Source organism: Nocardia niigatensis NBRC 100131 (assembly GCF_000308655.1).
Classification (GTDB): domain Bacteria; phylum Actinomycetota; class Actinomycetes; order Mycobacteriales; family Mycobacteriaceae; genus Nocardia; species Nocardia niigatensis.
Genome location: NZ_BAGC01000044.1, coordinates 51,357 through 67,819, shown reverse-complemented (window position 1 = coordinate 67,819; position 16,463 = coordinate 51,357). Strand labels below are relative to the sequence as shown.

Genomic DNA, 16,463 nt, shown 5'->3' with positions numbered 1-16,463 from the left:
ACTGCGGCGACCAGCACGGAGATCGACCCGTGCCTTCGACCGTAAGGCCGCGTCGCTGTGACTATTCCCCTTCACTTCCGCATCAGACGCAGCCTCGCCCCGCCCCGCCACTACTCGGGCTCGCCATATGTGATCTCCAGCGAATGCTCCTCCAGGCTGCGGAGCGTCAGTTGGTCGCCTCGGACCTGGTTGAGCAGGAAGAGCTCCCTTGTGTGGCATTTGTCGCACATACTGACGACTGCAAACGGCCACAGGTCGACCGGAGCACCGTATGGAGCACTGTCCACGTAGATGCGGTCGGGACGCATCGGCCGAGTGCTCGACCGATCGAACGGCTCCCAGTTCGGATGGCTGCCTCTCAGTCGAAACCCGACGATCCGATACTGGCCGTCGTCGAGGTACTCGCACCGTTCCACCCAATCCCAGTGGGTTCCGGAGAGCCATCTAACCGCACTGATTGCCCCCACGATGTGTGGTTCCAGCCGTTCAACGTCCTCCGCCAGTTGGTGGCTAGCGCGGACGCCATGCGCGTGATGCGAGGTGTTCCTGAAGTCCTTGATGTGGCCCAGCAAGGCTCGTGCGTTGCCCCGGTCGCGCAGGGTGGCGAGCTGTTGGATGCGAGGCGTGATTCCCTCAGCCTCCAGCCGGTCGAGGAACCAGAGCCAAGTACCGAAGGAGGCCTGGGGCCGGAACTGCTTGCGCAGGTTCGGGGAGAATCCACTCGACTCGGCGAGTTCGGTGAGCGCCAGCACGCCCAGCACACGGGCCAGACCTTCTCCTAGCTTGAGCAGTCCGTCTTTCTGCTCCGCTGGGTGCGTGCTGATTCGGTACCGACGGGACAGTGCGGCCGCGTGGTACGGAAAGCTCCACTCGGCGCGCGAGATGAGGTCGTCCAGGGGCCGCACGAGTTCACCGATCAGGCCTGCCTCATGGGCGGCGAACCGGATCTCGTTCCGAACCCTCTGGACGTCCCGCTCGCCGCTGCTGAAGACGTTGGGCAAGATTCCCGACATCGTATTCCGCAGTGCGCGCCGCCCTTCTTCTACGGTTTCCAGGAGGCTCTCCACCTCGCTGTCGGTCACTAGGTCGAGAGGGATGTGTGTATCCAGCAGGTCGCGAGTGCTGGGGTACTGACCGTTGTCCTTGCGGGAGTTCAACCACTCGCATAGCGCCTGGCCACCGCCGTGCAGCGGCTGCAGTACAAACAGCGAGGTGGCCGCTTCGCCGAAGCCATTCGGGAGCAGACGCCAGTTCCCCGGCCGTCCGACGAGCATGCCGCCCGAGCAGAGGGTAAGTGGCCTTCCGTCCTCTGGGGCATCGGGCAAGTCAGCGGCAGAGTCGGCCTCGTGAAGGTCTTGGGCGCGTAGATGCCTGGGCCGGTCAGTGCCCTCCTCCTGCTCCTCGCCTCTCTGGGGCGGGTGGACCCGAGTGGTTTCCAATCGGGCGAGGTTGCGCAGCAGTTCAAATTCGCCGTCGAGTTCGGGTCGATAGAAGAGCGAGGGTGGGATCTCGCAACCCACCCGCGTCCTGCTGTCGTCGATCCAGGCTGCCGGAGCACTCGGGTGCACTTCGCTTCGGAGGTGGTCGCTCGGATCCACGTGAAGCGGCAGATTGACCAGCACACGCAGCTCGGGATCCGGCTCGTAAGCATCCCCCGTCCGCTGCGGCTCCCCGTCGCTGTCGCGCACACCGATGGCCTTGCGGACCGCCGCCTCGAAGACCTTCCCCCGCGGCCAGCTCACGCCAGCCGAGGTGGCCTCCCGGCGCAGTGCGGTGATGGCCTGTTGGCACCTCGTCCACGTCGAGCCGATCAACGGACGCAGGGCGGCCACCAGAGCGGCAGGATCACCGGTCTTCTTTATCGCAGGCGATTCGGCGAGGCGAGTCAGGGCCTCGTCGGACAGTTCGTACCGAAGCCGAAGTGGTTGATCGATCGTGACGCGCTGGTACATCAGTTCGTGGGTGGAGACGATGCGGACCCGGTCGTTCGGCCGCTGGGCACGGTCGGCGGACAGAGTGTCCAGGTAGAGCCCTGTGACCTCGGCAATCTGGTCCGAGGTGATGTAGTTGCGCTTCGAGCCGATGGTGCGGCGCATCCGCTGGTACTGGTCCTGCGCGTTCAGTAGCAGCACCTCATGCCTGCGCTGTGCAGGCTTGCGGTTGCTCAGGACCCACAGGTAAGTGCCGATGCCCGTGTTGTGGAAGAGTCGGTCAGGCAACGCGACCAAGGCCTCAAGCCAGTCGTTCTCCAAGATCCACCGCCGGATCTCTGATTCGCCGGATCCGGCGGCGCCGACGTACATCGGAGAGGCGTTGAAGATGACTGCGATCCGGCTGCCGCCCTCACCCGAGGCGCTCACTGGCTTCATCTTCGCCAACATGTGCTGTAGGAAGAGCAGCGAGCTGTCGTTGATCCGAGGAAGACCGGCCCCGAAACGGCCCGCGAAACTGAGCTGCTGGTGCTCCCGCAGGACTGTGGACTCGATCTTCTTCCAGTTAATGCCGAACGGCGGATTGGCGAGGAGGTAGTCGAAGGCGATTCCTTGGTGCCCATCTTCAGCGAGGACATTCCCAAAGGCGATTGTCGAGGCCAGGCGGCCGCTGATCATCATGTTGGCACGGGAAATCGCCCATGCCTGCCGGTTGATCTCCTGGCCGTACAGCATGATGTCCGCCCCCGGGTTCATCAAAGTGATGAACGAGGCCGCCTCGGTCAGCAGGCCGGCCGTTCCACAGGCCGGGTCCAGGATGGTGCGAACGGCGTGTGGCGAGGTCAGCAGGTCCGAGTCGGCGGAGATGAGGAACCCCGCCATCAGATGGGCGACATCCCGGGGGGTGTAATGCTCCCCGCTCGTTTCGTTGCTGCCCGCCGCGAATCGTCGGACCAGCTCCTCGAAAAGGTTCTCCATATCGAAGTCGGTGATCATCTGCCCCAGGTCGATCGAGGCGAACTGCCTGACTACTGGGTAGAGAAGTTCTGCCTGATGCAGGCGGACAACGGTCCGCTCAAACTCGAAGCCGTCCAGCACTTCTCTAACGTTGCAGGAGTACCCGCGAACATGCTCCAAGAGCACCTGGTCGGCGTTCCACGAATCATTGAGCACACTCTGGAACGAGTACCGGCTCAGATTGTAAAAGGGCCAACCCGAGGCCGCCATAAGGCGCTGCTCCTGCTCCTGTTCGTTGTCGGTGCGCTCAGCCTCGTCGAGCACCGCTTGCCGACTCGGTGCCAGCAGAGAGTCGAGCCGACGCAATACCGTGAACGGCAGGATCACCCGTCCGTATTCGGAAGACTTGAAGTCGCCGCGCAGTAGGTCAGCCACGGACCACACGAAACTGGACAGGTGTCCTATATTGTCACTCACATTCCCCCCACAGCCGGTCCTCAGCGATCCGAGATCTTACTGCCGTCCACATCGAACGGTAGATGCACAGCCCGGACCTCGCTGCATTCGGCAGAATAGTGCGTTCAGTAGACGCGCCGAAGCATCTGGACACCACCCGGCGACGTAAGTTTCGCCGATACCAACGGATCTCGACTGCGCTGGAGGGCGTCACGGTTGGCCGATGATCGACGTCGGAATTCACCAGCACAGCCATCGAGCGGAGCGAATGGTCACGGCCCGTCCGGGGATTGGTCGTCCAATTCGATGAAGCCCTCTTCGTCGGCCTTCTCGACCAGGTGTGCGGTCGCGAGCGAATTCGGCGTGGCAGGCCGTGACTGAGCGGCGATGAATAGGTTGTGGACCTGTGGGTCGTAGTGGTCGAAGGCGGCCTCGTTATAGGGCTGGCCGCCGCTGGAGTGGTGCGGAATTCGAGGTCCACGTTCGGGTAGCTCGGTCAACCGGAGGCGCTCAGTCACCGTGTCGCCGTCCCCAGCCGTCCACAGGACCCAGACGGGTCCGACCGGGCCGTCGGGGTGGGTGAGGTCACGGGCGGTGGTGGCGATCACCATGCCCGGGTTGCCGCTGCCGAGTGTGCGGCGCAGCGCGGTCCGGAGCCCGGTTTCACGGCGGGTCGAGTGCAGGGAGAACAGCAGGATTCCGAACCTGTCGGTGGGGAAGCCTTGGTAGTCGGTGAGTTTGGCGGCGAGGGTGGACAGGGTTTCAGTGCCGGTGTCGTACTCGAGGAAGAACCGCACCGCGTGTTCCTCCTGTTCCCAGCAGCCGTAGCCGTCGGGACGAATCTGAGGATCGCGCTCGAACGCCGTCCAAAACTGTTCGGCGCATTGGCGTTCGGACCACCACTGCGTCAGCCCCTCCAGCACCGTCGCGTCAGGGTTGCGGGCCGGGTTGCGGTGCGCGGCCAGCGCTGCGAAGAACCCGTTGACACGCAGACGATGCCCGAGGGTCGGGGAGCAGGCCAGCCGTTCGAGGGACAGCGCGTAGACGGCCGGGGTCGGTGGCGTCTCGGCGCGCCGGGCCGCGATCAGGCGCGCGCCGGAATAGCCGAGCGCGTGGCGCGTTTGGCTGGTGCCGCCGCCGTAGAGCGATTCGCGGAAGGCGAAGAGCATGCCCATCTCGCGCAGCTTGGCCAGCCGGTCCTGGGCGCGGCGGATCGAGGTGAATTCCAGGCCGGCGATCTGGGCGGTGGTCAGCACCTTGTGTTCAGCAAGTAGTGCGAGAAGACGACGGTCACGATCGAGCAGGCGAAACCACGGCCCCGCATCCGGATGCCCGCCGCAGTGCACGGCACGGCCGCCGCGCCGCCCCCTACGCGATGAACCCTCAGTATTGATACTGAGTCGGGATTTCGAGCCCACCCCCGGATTGTGGGCGTGAGCGGCGCGGATACTGACATCGTGTTCGGCGTTTGGGGTGGCGGTTATAGGACACCGAGCAGCCGCCGCCCCATCCGCGCCGCTATCCGCCGACCCAAACGCAGCCGGGCGGTCGTCGTGGCCGGTCATCGGGCACCACCGCCCGCGACCGGTCGGGCACCCACCGCCCGGATGACCACATCCGGCCCGTCGACCAGCACCGCCCGGTTCGTATGCTGGTCCGTCAGGTCCACAGGAAGATGATCGGGCTCGGCGAATTGCCGGGCCTGATTTTGTTTGAGGCGATCACGGTCGCGCGTTCCATTGGGTGCTGACTGGCAAAGCGCAGAATGTCGGCACGTCACCCTCGCGATGCTCGCCAACGCCTACCTCGCCGCTATGCCGCCGTCGTCCCGAAAGCGTTGGCAGCGAACTCATCCCACTCGCTATCGGCGCAATCCGACGTCTGCTGGCTCACCTGGTCACCACCGCCCCGATCTCGGGCTGTCCGGCCTGCGCCGCGGCTGCCGGGACCGCGACGCATGCGCTGTTGCCGTGCCCTATCGGCCAGCGGAGCCGCTCATGAGGGCTTTGAACGGCAGTGGCGGAATCCGAAGGTTGGCGTCGGGGACGCCGGTGCCGTCTGGGTCGAGCAGACCTCCCTTATCGGCGTATGCGCTCTCGCCGGGTGTGGCCTGCAGGGTGGTGACGTATTTCCACACGCCGTCGACCAGGGCCGCGCCACCGAGGGCGAGGGGCCCGATCAGGCCGCCGGCGCCGGCGAAGGCCATGATGGCCGCCGGGGTGGTGGCCAGGCAGCCGGGGCCGACCAGCAGGCACGAGCCGAGACCGATGACGGCGCCCACCAGTGCGCCGACCACGAATCCACCGACGGTGCCGGCCAAGGTCGCCTTGGTCATGTTTCCGGCGAATTCCGTCAGTGCCAGCTGATTTTCCAGCGGCGAGGCGATCTCGCGCAGGCCGGTGTCGGGGATGAGGACGAGGGTGCGTCCCGCATCGGTGATCTGTTGCAGGATCGGGTGTGGCACGCCGTCGAGCTCGAAGGCCAGCGGCAGGCTGAACACCAACTGTCCCGCCGCGTCGTGGACGAGAACCGACCGCTGGTCCGCCGCCAGGGTGAAGGTGGCGTCCTCGAGGGTGGTGACGACGGAGCCGCCCACCACGCCGGTGCGGTAGTGCGCCGATGCCGTCGGCTCCGCGGTGGCGGGCGTGGCTGCCACGGTCATCGCGCCGGCCGCCACGATCGCGGCGAAAGCCGTTGTGCGAAGTCTCATTCAGGTATCCCTTGGGTTCGTGGTGGGTCAGTTCCCGGACGCCGCCGGGGCGGGGATGCCGGGCTTGCCCTGCAACTGCGGGGCATACTTGCTCTGGCCGGGCTCGGCGCGCAGCGTGGTCCAGTAGTCGAAGGCCGCCGCCACCGCGGTGGGACCGCCCGCGAGGACCAGGCCGGCGAGCCCGCCCGCCGCGCCGACGAGGCTGATGATCGGCAGCACGGTCACCACGCATCCGAGGGTGAGCACCAGGCAGGACGCGCCGGCCAGCGCGACGCCGACGCCGATACCGGCGACCGCGCCGATGGCGGTGCCGACCAGGCTGCCGATCGAGGTGCCCAGGCTGACGGCGTTGATGAGGTCGTTCATGGCCAGCTGGTCTTCCAGAGGTGCGGCGACGGGTTTCAACACCGCCCGGTCCAGACCGGCGAGGTCGGGGACGAGCCGCAGGGTGTGCCCGTCGTCGGTGATCTGCTGCCGGATCGGCAGCCGCTGCCCGTCGAGGGTGAACGCCAGCGGTAGCGCGTCCAGGGTCTGCCCGGCGGCATCGCGAACGGCGACGGACTGCTGGTCGCCGGTGAGTGCGAAGACCCCGTCCGCGAGTGTGGTGACCACGGCGTCGCCGACCAGGTTCGCGCGGAAGGCGACCGGCGGCGGTGTGGTGGTGTCGGGTGCGGCCGTGGCGGTCGCGGTGCTGGTGACCACGCTCGCGGCCAGCACGGCGGCGGTCAGGGTCGCTCGGCGAATGCTCATACTTCTTCCTCATCTACTTGTGAATCCGTTGTGCGACAGGTCCTCTGGAGCGGCAGGGCCCTCGGCTCAGATGGCGCGGCCGATCAATGCGATTCCGCCCAACAACGAAATGCCGAGCACCACCAGCCGCATTCGCGCGGTCGGAATGCGCGTCGCCAGCGCCATCCCGATGACCGTGCCGATCACCAGCGCGAGCAGTTCGAGCGAATCGGGAACAGCTATGCCGAGAATCAGTGCCGTCGTGATGTTCTGCACGATGAAGACACTGTGCAGATTGGCGCGCACAGTCGCCGGTTCCCAGTCGGAGTTGGCGGCATAGAGCCCGATCGGCGGTCCGCCGACACCGCCTATGACATTGAGAAACGCACTGGCGCCGCTGGTGGCGACCGCTCCCCAGGGGCGTCGCAGCCAGCTCCAGCGGATGCCGCTGGCGAGCACGCCGACGGCGACGATCACGCCGGCGCCGGCGGTCATCGCCAGCAGGTCGGTGTCGATCCCGTGCAACGCCGCGGCGATGAGCGGTGTGCACAGCAGCATCGGCGCCAGCAGTCGCGTGACTTCGAGGGGCCGGACGTGGCGCCCATCGCGCAGCAGTGGTGCGACGGAGGAGAGCGCCGCCAGCATCACCGTGGCCGCGACGCCTTCGCGGGGGCCCAGATGCAGGACTAGCAGGGGCGCCGCCACCAGGGAGAACCCCATGCCGGTCGCGGATTGCGCCACCGCGCCGAACAATACGCCGCCGAGCATGAGGACATGCGTGGCGGACACCGCGTGGCCGATCACCGCGCGGCCCGGTCGAGGGCGCATCGACGTTGGAACGCGATGGCCACCGTCATCAATGCCGCCGGCACCACGGTGAAACCGAGAAGCAACGCCGTGTGCGCGGTGCCCGACTGTGTCACGGTGTGGCCGTCGGTGGAAGCCACGAAGCCGCCGAGAGCCAGGACGGTGGAAAAGATATAGGGGCCCAGGGCGGTGCTGGACGCATCCGTCGCGGTCCATACCCCGGTGTAAGCCCCCGCCCGTGCGCCTCCGTGCGCCTGCGCGGCGGCCACCGCGTCCGGAACCATCGAGAACGCGAGCAGTTGCAGCCCCGCGAAAGCGATTCCGAGTGCCACGACCACGGCTACGGTCGCCGCCGCCCCGAGCGACTTGCCGGCCAGCAGGGTGAGCGATCCGATGACGAAGATGCCTTGGGACAGCAGCAATCCCCGCTGTTTGCCGATTCGTCGAGAGACCCGCATCCAGGCGGGTCCGGCGAGCAGCGCCGCCCCGAGGAATCCGCCCATCAGTTTCGGGGTGAGCGTGCTGTCGTCGAATACGTACTCGGAATAGAACGGCACCGCCGCCAGAAACAGATGAGTGGTCGCCCCGGTACAGAGATAGGACAGCACCAGCGTCCGGAAGTCGCGGTCCCGCAACGCATCCCGAACGTCGCCGGCCGTGGACCGGCGGCTCTCCGCTGGGACGCGGAAGCCGCAGTCGGCGGTGAGTCTGCGGACGCCGGTCAACGCGGCCAGGCCCGAGACGAGCATCGCGCCCGACAGCAGCACCGCCATGCGGGAGTAGTCCGCACGGCCACCCGCTGACACCAGTGCCGGGGCGGCCACACCGGCGGCCAGCAGGCCCGCCGTCAGCAGCAGCATCCGGAACATGAAGACGCGGGTGCGTTCGTGATAACCGACCAGCAGATCCGACGGTGTGGTCAGGTACGGCACCTGGAAGGACGCGAACAGCAAGTTCCCTGTCACCAGCCAGCCGCCCACCCACAGTGCGGCCGCCGGACCGGTGCACACGGTGGGCACCGAGAACATGGCCGCCATGGCGATCACCAGCAATAGTCCCCAGCGCATCATGCCGCGCCGGTGCCCGGCCTTGCGCGCCTGCCGGTCCGACAGCGACCCGAAAAGCGGATGGGCCAGCACGTCGACGATCTTCGGCAGCAACAGGGTGAACCCGGCCAGGAGGGGCGAGACGCCGAGAGTGTCGGTGAGGAAGTAGAGCAGGAGCAGACCCGGGACCGTGATCCACACCCCCATACCGGCCGATCCGGTCGAATAGGCCAGCAGGTCAGCGGTTTTCGCGCGGACCGAGTCGTCCGGCCGAACCGTATTCTCGCCCGTTCCGGGCTCGCGGACGGTGCTCATCCGGCGCTGTGACGCCGGACGACACCGGCGGCGAGTCCGGCGTCGCCGAACGCGCCGGACCGGGCGCGGCGGGCCAGTGTCCGGGCAACAATGCGATCGGTCACCCACGGCAGGTGGCGAGCCAGGAAGAACTCGACGGCCCCCTTGCGGCTGGTCGGCATGTCGCGGCGCAATCGGCCCAGAGATGCGCGCAGGACCGTATCGACGACGCCTTCCAGCGGCTCGTAGCTGCTCATCCCCTCGAGCGACAGCCCGGCGGCGGCGGTCGAGTCATGGATCGGACTGCGCACCGCGGACGGGTACACACAGGTCACGCCGACGTGCGTGCCGATCTCCAGGCGCAGCGCGTCCGCGTACGCCACGAGGGCGCGCTTCGACGCGCCGTAGGCAGCGGCCAAGGGCAACTGCAGGACCGCCATGCGCGAGCAGACCATGACGATCCGCCCGCGAGCACCCACCAGCGCGTCGACACATGCCGCGGACACCCGCCAGGCACCGAGCAGGTTGATCTCGAGCTGGCGGCGAACCTCGGCCCCGGGAACGTATTCCGCGGGCGCGGGTCCGCCCACTCCGGCATTGTTGATCAGCAGGTCGAGGCCGCCGAGCTTGGCGATGGCGGCGGCCACCGCCGTCTCGACGCTCGTGTCATCGGTGATGTCACAGGGCAGGACCTCGACCGGATCGTCCGGGCCGGGAGCCACGTCGAGGCCGATGACGTGAGCGCCGAGATCAGTCAGCCGTGCGCTCATCGCCCGGCCGAAGGTTCCCGACGCGCCGGTGATGAGCACACGCAGGCCGTGCGCATCACGAAGACCGGCCGCCGTGGCGGCGCGAGAAGGACGTCGAATGCTCATGCGGTGGCTTCCTCACGACGGGCGGGGGTGAAGGTGACGGCCGTTCCGCGGGCGGCTCGGCCGCGCCCGGCCTGGATCTCCCGCGGCACGCCGGTGACATAGCGGTCGAAGTCGATCCGCATGTGCGGCCGCCTGTTCCAGCCCCACCGCTCGGCTGCGGCTCGCAGCTCGGTGTCCACGGTGCGACGCTGTTCGGCCGGGGTGGGCAGGGCGTAGGTTCCGGACAGGTACGCGGCGGCGAGTTTCGCCTGGGCCTCCACCACCGGGAGTGCCGCACCGGTCGACTGCATCAGGCCGACGAACACCAGACTCGGGTCCTGGAGGTGGAATACCCGCTTGTACAGCGGTAGTCGTTCGGCATCATCGGTGGTCCATCGGGCGGACAGAAACGGGATGTCCACGCGATAGCCGGTGGCCCAGACGATCACGTCGACCAGCTCCGAGCGGCCGTCGGTGAAGACGATCCGGTCCCCGTCGAGATGTTCGATGCCCGGCCGTGCCACCACCTCACCGTGGGTGAGCCGATGGAGAATCGTGTCACTGATCGTCGGATGGTTCTGCATCAGCCCGCCCTGGGGCGTCGGCAGTCCATAACTCTCCGGGGTGCCCACGGCGAGCCGCAGCATGGTCTCCGCGATCCGCTGGCGTAGGCGCCACGGCAGCGCTGCGAGAATGCCGGCGGTCTGGTCCGACGGTCTGCCGAACAGATACTTGGGAACGATGTGAACGCCGTGCCGGGCCGAGAGCAGAACTGGCCCGCGGGCCACGTACGACGCATCGACAGCGATGTCCATCGCGGAATTGCCCATGCCGACGACCAGCACTCGCCGATCCCGGAACACCTCGGCATCGCGGTATTCGTGCGCGTGCAGCTGTGCGCCCGTGAACGTTCCGGGGTATTGGGGCTCGGGTCCGCGAGGTGACCAGTTGTGGCCGTTGGCCACCGCGACGGCATCGAACTCGTCGGTCTCGCCGGCTTCGGTGGTCACGACCCATGGGCGTCGTGCCCCGGCCTTGTCGACGGAGGCGACCGCGGTGCCGAAGCGGATGTGCTCGGTCAGGCCGAAGGTGCGCGAGTAGTCGGCGAGGTATCCGGCGATCAGGTCGGCCGAAGGATAGTCCGGCCATGCGGCGGGCATCGGAAAGTCGGCGAACTGCGTCCGTCCCTTGCTCGTATTCAGATGCAGTGACGCGTAGGCCGGGGAGAGTCCGCTGCTGTTGTCTCTGGCCCACAGACCTCCGGGCCGATCCCCTTTCTCGTAGGTCACGACCTCCAGACCCGCGTCCCGTAGGGCCTTGGTGGTAGCGAGACCGGCTGCGCCGGCGCCGATTACCGCGACCCGGCTGGTCGAACTCATCGATGTATCTCCTCGAAAGCGGTGGATCGTGTGATCAGTGGGAGCGGAGCGCCGGCGCGGGCGTGCTGTCCCGCCGCAGTTTCCGGGTCATCAGCCGGGCGTACACGCTGGGCGAGATCCGATCCGCCCACCAGGCGAGCTTCGCGGTCAGTCCCGGCAGCACGAGGTCCTTCCGGTCCAGCACGGCCCGCACGACCAGGCGCGCCACGTCCTCGGAAGTGATCTCGGGCCCGGTGGTGGCGCGTTGCACGCCTGCGGCGCGCCCCACCTCGCTCATCCCGCCGAGAACGAATGTCGGATGCACCATCGTGACCGAAATCCCCTGTGGCGCAAGCTCTTGCCGCAAGGCTGTGAACAGTCCGGTAACCGCGTGCTTGGCGCCCACATAGGCCGGGCGGCCGAGGACCGGTGCGAAACCGGCGACCGAACTCATCACGACGATTCGGCCCGAGGTGGCGGTCAGCGCGGCGAGGGCGGCCCGGGTGCACAGCAGCGCGCCGATGTAGTTGACCTCCATCACGCGCCGATAGGTCGCCGCGTCGTGGTCCATCAGGCTGCCGATCGCGGAGATTCCCGCGTTGTTGACGAGCACATCGATGCGGCCGTGCTCGGACATCACATGGTCGAAGGCGGCCCGAACCTGGCCCTCATCGGTGATATCGCAACCGACGGACCGCGGGTCGTCGGCCGGGCAGGCGCCGGGAAGATCCAGTCCGGTGACGGCATAGCCCGCCGCGGCGAATTGCTGCATCATTGCCCGGCCGATGCCGCCGGCGGCGCCGGTGATCACGGCAACCTGTCCCATCGAAACGTCCTGTCGTCACGGTTCACGGGTGCGCACCGCGCGGCTGATTCCGCGGGTTCGCCCTCGCTGTTGTAATGCCACCCAACCGTAGGTGCGAGTATCGGCCGTGAATATGGCCTACGCCACCTTGTTTCCCCTGATAGTTGTGGCGCACCACAATCTTGGGCATCATCGACCGAATGCAACCCCGAGCTGACTGGACCGCCATGACCGACCTCATCGAGCAGGTGGTCGGCGAGGACGATCTGCTCTCGTCCGTGGTTGCCGGTGTGCGTGCGACGGTGCGGGAGGTCGCGCCGCTCACTCGCACCGATATCGCCGGGCACACCCGCGCCCTGCTCCTCGCGGCGACCCGGGCGCTGACGGACCGGCGTGGACCCGTGGAAGCGGAGCTGTCGTTCGTCGAGGAGCTCGCGGTCACCCGAGCCGGGCAGGGTGTTCCCATCGAAGCGGTGCTGCGCGCCATCCACGTGGCCGAGCGGGCGATCTGGTCGCGTGCGCGGGAGCTGGCCGCGGCCAACGGAATCGAGTTCGGTCTCCTGCTGGACGCGAGGGAGCTGTACGACGACTGGGCCGAGGTCGTGCGCGGCAGGCTGATCACCGCGCACCGCACCGCGCAGGTCGGACAACGCAGCGCGGCGGCCGACCGGAACGCGGTGATCGTGCGGCGTCTGCTCGCGGGTGGGTCGGTGGCCGCGCTGGCAGCGGCCGAGGCCGGATTGCGGGTCGGCGCCGGGCTCTGGGTACTCGTGACTCGCGTCGGCGACGCCGCGGTCATGGAGGGTCTCGAGCGCGCGGCGCGGCGCGAGCATGGCCATGCCTTGTTCGCGATCGTGGATGACCAGCTGATCGGAGTACTCGACCACGCTCCTTCCAGCCTGGTGATGTCGCCCATGGCGGTGGGAGCCGCCGGTCCCGCCGAACCCGAGGAGCTGGCCGCCATCAGACTGCTGGCGGCCGCCGCGTTGACAGCAGCGGAGACGATAGGCCGGGTCGGCGTGATCCATATCGCCGAGGTCGCGGTGCCGGCGGCGCTGGCCGATCGGGCAGACCTGGCTACGGCGCTTCTCGACCATCACGCGACGGCGATGGCCGCGCTCGGTCCGAACGCCGAACCGGTCGTGGTCGGGTTGTGCGCCTGGTTGGAAGCGGACCGGGACACCGCTTCGGCCGCCGAAGCGCTGTTCGTCCACCCCAATACCGTTCGCAACCGGGTCCAGCGCTTCACCGACGCCACCGGAATCGACCCGTCCACGACATTCGGCGCCATGACGGCGTGGTGGCTGTGCCATGCCTGGCTGGCCCTGGCCGGGGCGGCGGTTCCAGGGCAGAGATGAGGGTCGGCACGGATGCGGCAGGACGTCGGAGCAGGCCCGCCCGACCCCGGCAGCCAGCACTCGACGTGGTCCGTGGTATCCGCTACCCGATCGAGATCGTGTTGGTCGACCCGCGCAGTTACGTCGAGGTGTTCCTGCTCGCCGAAGCTTGGATCCGCATGCCCACGAACGCACTGATCTGCCGCTTACGGCATCGGACCCGGTTCGGCTGAACGTGCTGATCGGGTGCTCCAGACACGCCGCCTGCAAAGTACTCGGCGACGGGATGAAAATCCATCGGCATGCAGCCGCCTCAGTGCCGGCGGCTGCCTGCCCGAGCTACGCTGCAGCCACGGTGTACCGGCTGGTGGCCGCTACACTGGCCAGTGGCTTCGGTGATTGCCGAGGGCGTCCAAGGCCTCTCTGCGGATCTCACATCGCGGTGCCGCCCTGATCCCGCGAAAGGGCGAGTGTGGCAACCTCCGCCGACGAATTGACCGACCAGCCTCCATCGGATGTCGATATGGCCTCGGTAAGCGTCGAAACCGATGCGCTGGAAGAGGATTCAACCTTCGAGGTCGTGGTCGACGCAGCGGAGCGAGATCGTGCCGGGGATGATTCCGACTGGGATGAGAGCGAGTCCCCGGCACTGCGACGGGCGCGCAAGGAAGCCGCGCTCATGGCCGGTGGGGATTCGACGCGCGCGTACCTGAAGCAGATCGGCCGTGTTCCCCTGCTGTCTGCGGAACAAGAGGTGGATCTGGCGATCCGGATCGAGGTTGGACTGTATGCGGCGGAGAAGCTGCACGAGGAGCTCGAATCCGGGTCCGGTATCACCGCCGCGCGTCGCCGCGACCTGACCTGGGTCGTGCAGGATGGCGCCAAGGCCAGGAACCACTTGCTGGAGGCGAATTTGCGCCTGGTGGTATCGATCGCCAAGCGGTACACCGGGCGTGGTATGGCCTTTCTCGACCTGATCCAGGAAGGCAATCTGGGCCTCGTTCGTGCGGTCGAAAAGTTCGATTACCGCAAGGGATTCAAATTCTCGACCTATGCCACCTGGTGGATCAGGCAGGCGATCAGTCGCGCGATGGCCGACCAGGCCCGCACCATTCGCATCCCGGTGCACGTGGTGGAGATCATCAATAAGCTCGGACGCGTCGAGCGTGCGCTGCTGCAGCAATTGGGCCGCGAGGCCACGCCCGAAGAGCTCGCGGAGGAACTGGATATCACACCCGCGAAGGTCCTGGAGATCCGGCAGTACGCGCGTGAACCGATCTCACTGGATCAGACTATCGGCGACGAGGGTAACAGCCAGTTCGGCGACTTCATCGAGGACACCGAGGCTGTCGTCGCGATCGACGTCGTGTCGTTCACCCTGCTGCAGCGCCAATTGCAGTCGGTGCTCGACACGCTCAACCCGCGGGAAGCAGGCGTGATGCGCCTGCGCTACGGCTTGGATGATGGGCAGCCCCGGACCCTCGACGACATCGGGAAGGTCTACGGCGTCACGCGTGAACGAATCCGCCAGATCGAATCGAAGACCATGTCGAAGCTGCGCCATCCGTCACGCTCGCAGGTCCTGCAGGGCTACCTCGACTGACCGGTCCGCCTGTCTGGTTCCCAGCCCTTCGGCCCTGGCCGCCGGAGAACGCGGCGGCACCCCCAAACACCGCGATCGGCGAGTAAGCACGATAGATCGACTGCGGCACAACAGGTTCCGAGTCCGATTCCGCATCGGCGGACGCATCATCGCTTGCCGGATCGCCGTGTTCACCGGCCGCAGGGAAGATCTTGCTCGACTGTTCACAGGCAGTGACCGCGGCACCCGCATCGTCGGGGGTTCCGCGGGCGGTCACGGAAGGTGGAACGTGGCCGCACTTCAGTTGACCACAGGCGCCGCGCCCGTCATAGCCGTCGCCTGGGACGAATGCCGCGTCTTGTCAGCGTGTGGACCGAATGGTGAGGGGGCCGCCGCGTTCGGGGGAGGACATGAGCCAGTTGCTGGCGATGGCGAGCATGGCGGTGTTCGCGCTACGTAGATCAGTTTCCAGCCTGACGACCAGATCGCGCAGGTCGATACGCGCGGAACCTACCTGCAACAGCGTGGACTTGGTGTCTTCGATAACGCCGCGTAGCCGGTCGAGTCGCTGCAGCACATCCAACAGGTTCCGTACGACATCATCACCGAGGGTCAGAAATGCTGCCACCCCCGCATCGTCATCAGTGAGATCGTCGGCTCTCTCGTTCAGCGCCGCGTTCAGACATGCCCGGCGCGAGCCGGTAGCGTCATCTTGCGCGCTCATCTCCCACACCCCGGCCTCAGGCAGGTGGATACGGAACGAAAACCGTTGTAGAGCAGCGTCATTGCGACGCTCCCGTCTGACCATCGACTGGTCGGCTGAACGATGATGGCACCGCCTGGACGGCGGTACGCGAGCAATCACCGCTGTATCCACGCTATACCCCTCCGCGCCCATCCAGCCCCCGCCTGCGAACCCGGCCCGAACAACGCTTGTGGCGCCGCGGAGCCGAGAGGCGTAGGCATATCGGCGGTCGCAGCGAATCGAACGGCTCATACCGAGGATTTGCGTCTATCGTTGACGTGGAGGGATTTCACCGCTGCCGAACCTGTCCAGGCCCTTTCGGACCATCTTCCTCAGTGGTCGTCACGAAAGGCACGATGGGCGATGGGCGGCAACTGGCATAGCACCGACGCCGTGATGGTGACCGTCGCAGAAGCGGCCATAGCCATCACAGGACTGGACTGGGTTCATGCTGTAGCGAGTCTGCCCAGCATCGACTCACCCGACATGCAAGCCTGGATCAACCGCCAGCACAACACGACCGACCAACCCGACCACACCGTCGTCACCCCCAACGACATATATCCCGACAGGCTACGTCCACTGCCACACCGGCAGATCTGCGTCCCCTCAAGCGAATACGCCACATTCGCCGCTCTACTCACCGAGCGTGAACGCCGCGCAACCACCAGTCTTACTGCGCGAGAGATGCTCGGTTGATCACCCGCCACGTCGTTCAGGCCGTAACTGCCACTACCCGGAGCCTGAACAGTGCACCCCAAGGTTTGCCGACGCGGGCCTGCCGGCAGAAGATCTCGATATCCCCGCTCGGAGTGGGAGGCGTTGGCCCGGCGCGAGCTGAACCACTCTCTG

At 66.9% G+C, this 16,463-nt stretch carries 14 protein-coding genes; 4 read left to right on the top strand and 10 right to left on the bottom strand.

Translation table 11 applies throughout. The annotated features are described in order from the left end of the window. Nucleotides 1–110: 110 nt before the first annotated feature. From ON33_RS38380 to ON33_RS21020, 9 genes are all read right to left on the bottom strand, one after another. On the bottom strand, nt 111–3,332 hold the full coding sequence (locus ON33_RS38380; protein WP_281033229.1) for a type I restriction-modification system subunit M: 3,222 nt from the start codon (nt 3,330–3,332) through the stop codon (nt 111–113). Between the two features lie 284 nt (nt 3,333–3,616). Next, nucleotides 3,617–4,690, bottom strand: coding sequence for a replication-relaxation family protein (locus ON33_RS21055; RefSeq protein WP_051152574.1), 1,074 nt, complete (start codon nt 4,688–4,690; stop codon nt 3,617–3,619). 629 nt (nt 4,691–5,319) lie between these two features. Further along, a complete protein-coding gene (locus tag ON33_RS21050) occupies nt 5,320–6,054 on the bottom strand; it encodes a DUF8020 domain-containing protein (protein WP_157184642.1) in 735 nt (244 codons plus the stop codon). A 27-nt stretch (nt 6,055–6,081) separates the two neighbouring features. After that, nucleotides 6,082–6,804: a DUF8020 domain-containing protein gene (locus tag ON33_RS21045; protein ID WP_040860741.1), complete on the bottom strand. Its 723-nt coding sequence runs from the start codon at nt 6,802–6,804 to the stop codon at nt 6,082–6,084. A gap of 66 nt (nt 6,805–6,870) precedes the next feature. Then, the gene (locus ON33_RS21040; RefSeq protein WP_218001480.1) at nt 6,871–7,551 is read right to left on the bottom strand and encodes a TSUP family transporter; all 681 of its coding nucleotides are present in this window, start codon (nt 7,549–7,551) and stop codon (nt 6,871–6,873) included. A 32-nt stretch (nt 7,552–7,583) separates the two neighbouring features. Further along, nucleotides 7,584–8,951 (bottom strand): MFS transporter, encoded by a 1,368-nt coding sequence (locus tag ON33_RS21035; RefSeq protein ID WP_083869159.1) that lies wholly within the window; start codon nt 8,949–8,951, stop codon nt 7,584–7,586. Further along, nucleotides 8,948–9,805: an SDR family NAD(P)-dependent oxidoreductase gene (locus ON33_RS21030; protein WP_040860740.1), complete on the bottom strand. Its 858-nt coding sequence runs from the start codon at nt 9,803–9,805 to the stop codon at nt 8,948–8,950. The genes ON33_RS21035 and ON33_RS21030 overlap by 4 nt, the downstream gene beginning before the upstream one ends. Continuing rightward, nucleotides 9,802–11,163: a flavin-containing monooxygenase gene (locus ON33_RS21025; protein WP_040860739.1), complete on the bottom strand. Its 1,362-nt coding sequence runs from the start codon at nt 11,161–11,163 to the stop codon at nt 9,802–9,804. Before ON33_RS21025 ends, ON33_RS21030 begins: the two co-directional genes overlap by 4 nt. Nucleotides 11,164–11,197: 34 nt before the next feature. Further along, entirely contained in the window at nt 11,198–11,968 is a 771-nt protein-coding gene (locus ON33_RS21020) for an SDR family NAD(P)-dependent oxidoreductase (RefSeq protein WP_083869158.1), read from the bottom strand. A 179-nt stretch (nt 11,969–12,147) separates the two neighbouring features. On the opposite strand from ON33_RS21020, the gene ON33_RS21015 reads away from it, so the two are divergent. The 3 genes from ON33_RS21015 (at nt 12,148) to ON33_RS21010 (ending at nt 14,887) form a co-directional block, all read left to right on the top strand. Further along, nucleotides 12,148–13,305, top strand: a complete 1,158-nt coding sequence (locus ON33_RS21015; protein WP_051152570.1) for a helix-turn-helix domain-containing protein — start codon at nt 12,148–12,150, stop codon at nt 13,303–13,305. Between the two features lie 65 nt (nt 13,306–13,370). Next, nucleotides 13,371–13,517 carry a hypothetical protein gene (locus tag ON33_RS41435; protein WP_157184641.1) on the top strand — a complete coding sequence of 49 codons (147 nt, stop codon included), beginning with the start codon at nt 13,371–13,373 and terminating at the stop codon, nt 13,515–13,517. Nucleotides 13,518–13,807: 290 nt separating this feature from the next. Then, complete coding sequence (locus tag ON33_RS21010; protein WP_083869157.1) at nt 13,808–14,887, top strand: RNA polymerase sigma factor; 1,080 nt, start codon at nt 13,808–13,810, stop codon at nt 14,885–14,887. Between the two features lie 340 nt (nt 14,888–15,227). Here the strand turns inward: ON33_RS21010 and ON33_RS21005 are convergent, their stop codons facing one another. After that, on the bottom strand, nt 15,228–15,590 hold the full coding sequence (locus ON33_RS21005; protein WP_040860737.1) for a hypothetical protein: 363 nt from the start codon (nt 15,588–15,590) through the stop codon (nt 15,228–15,230). 384 nt (nt 15,591–15,974) lie between these two features. Between ON33_RS21005 and ON33_RS41430 the strand changes: the two genes are divergently transcribed. Then, complete coding sequence (locus ON33_RS41430) at nt 15,975–16,310, top strand: hypothetical protein (protein WP_218001479.1); 336 nt, start codon at nt 15,975–15,977, stop codon at nt 16,308–16,310. The last annotated feature ends 153 nt before the right edge of the window (nt 16,311–16,463 follow it).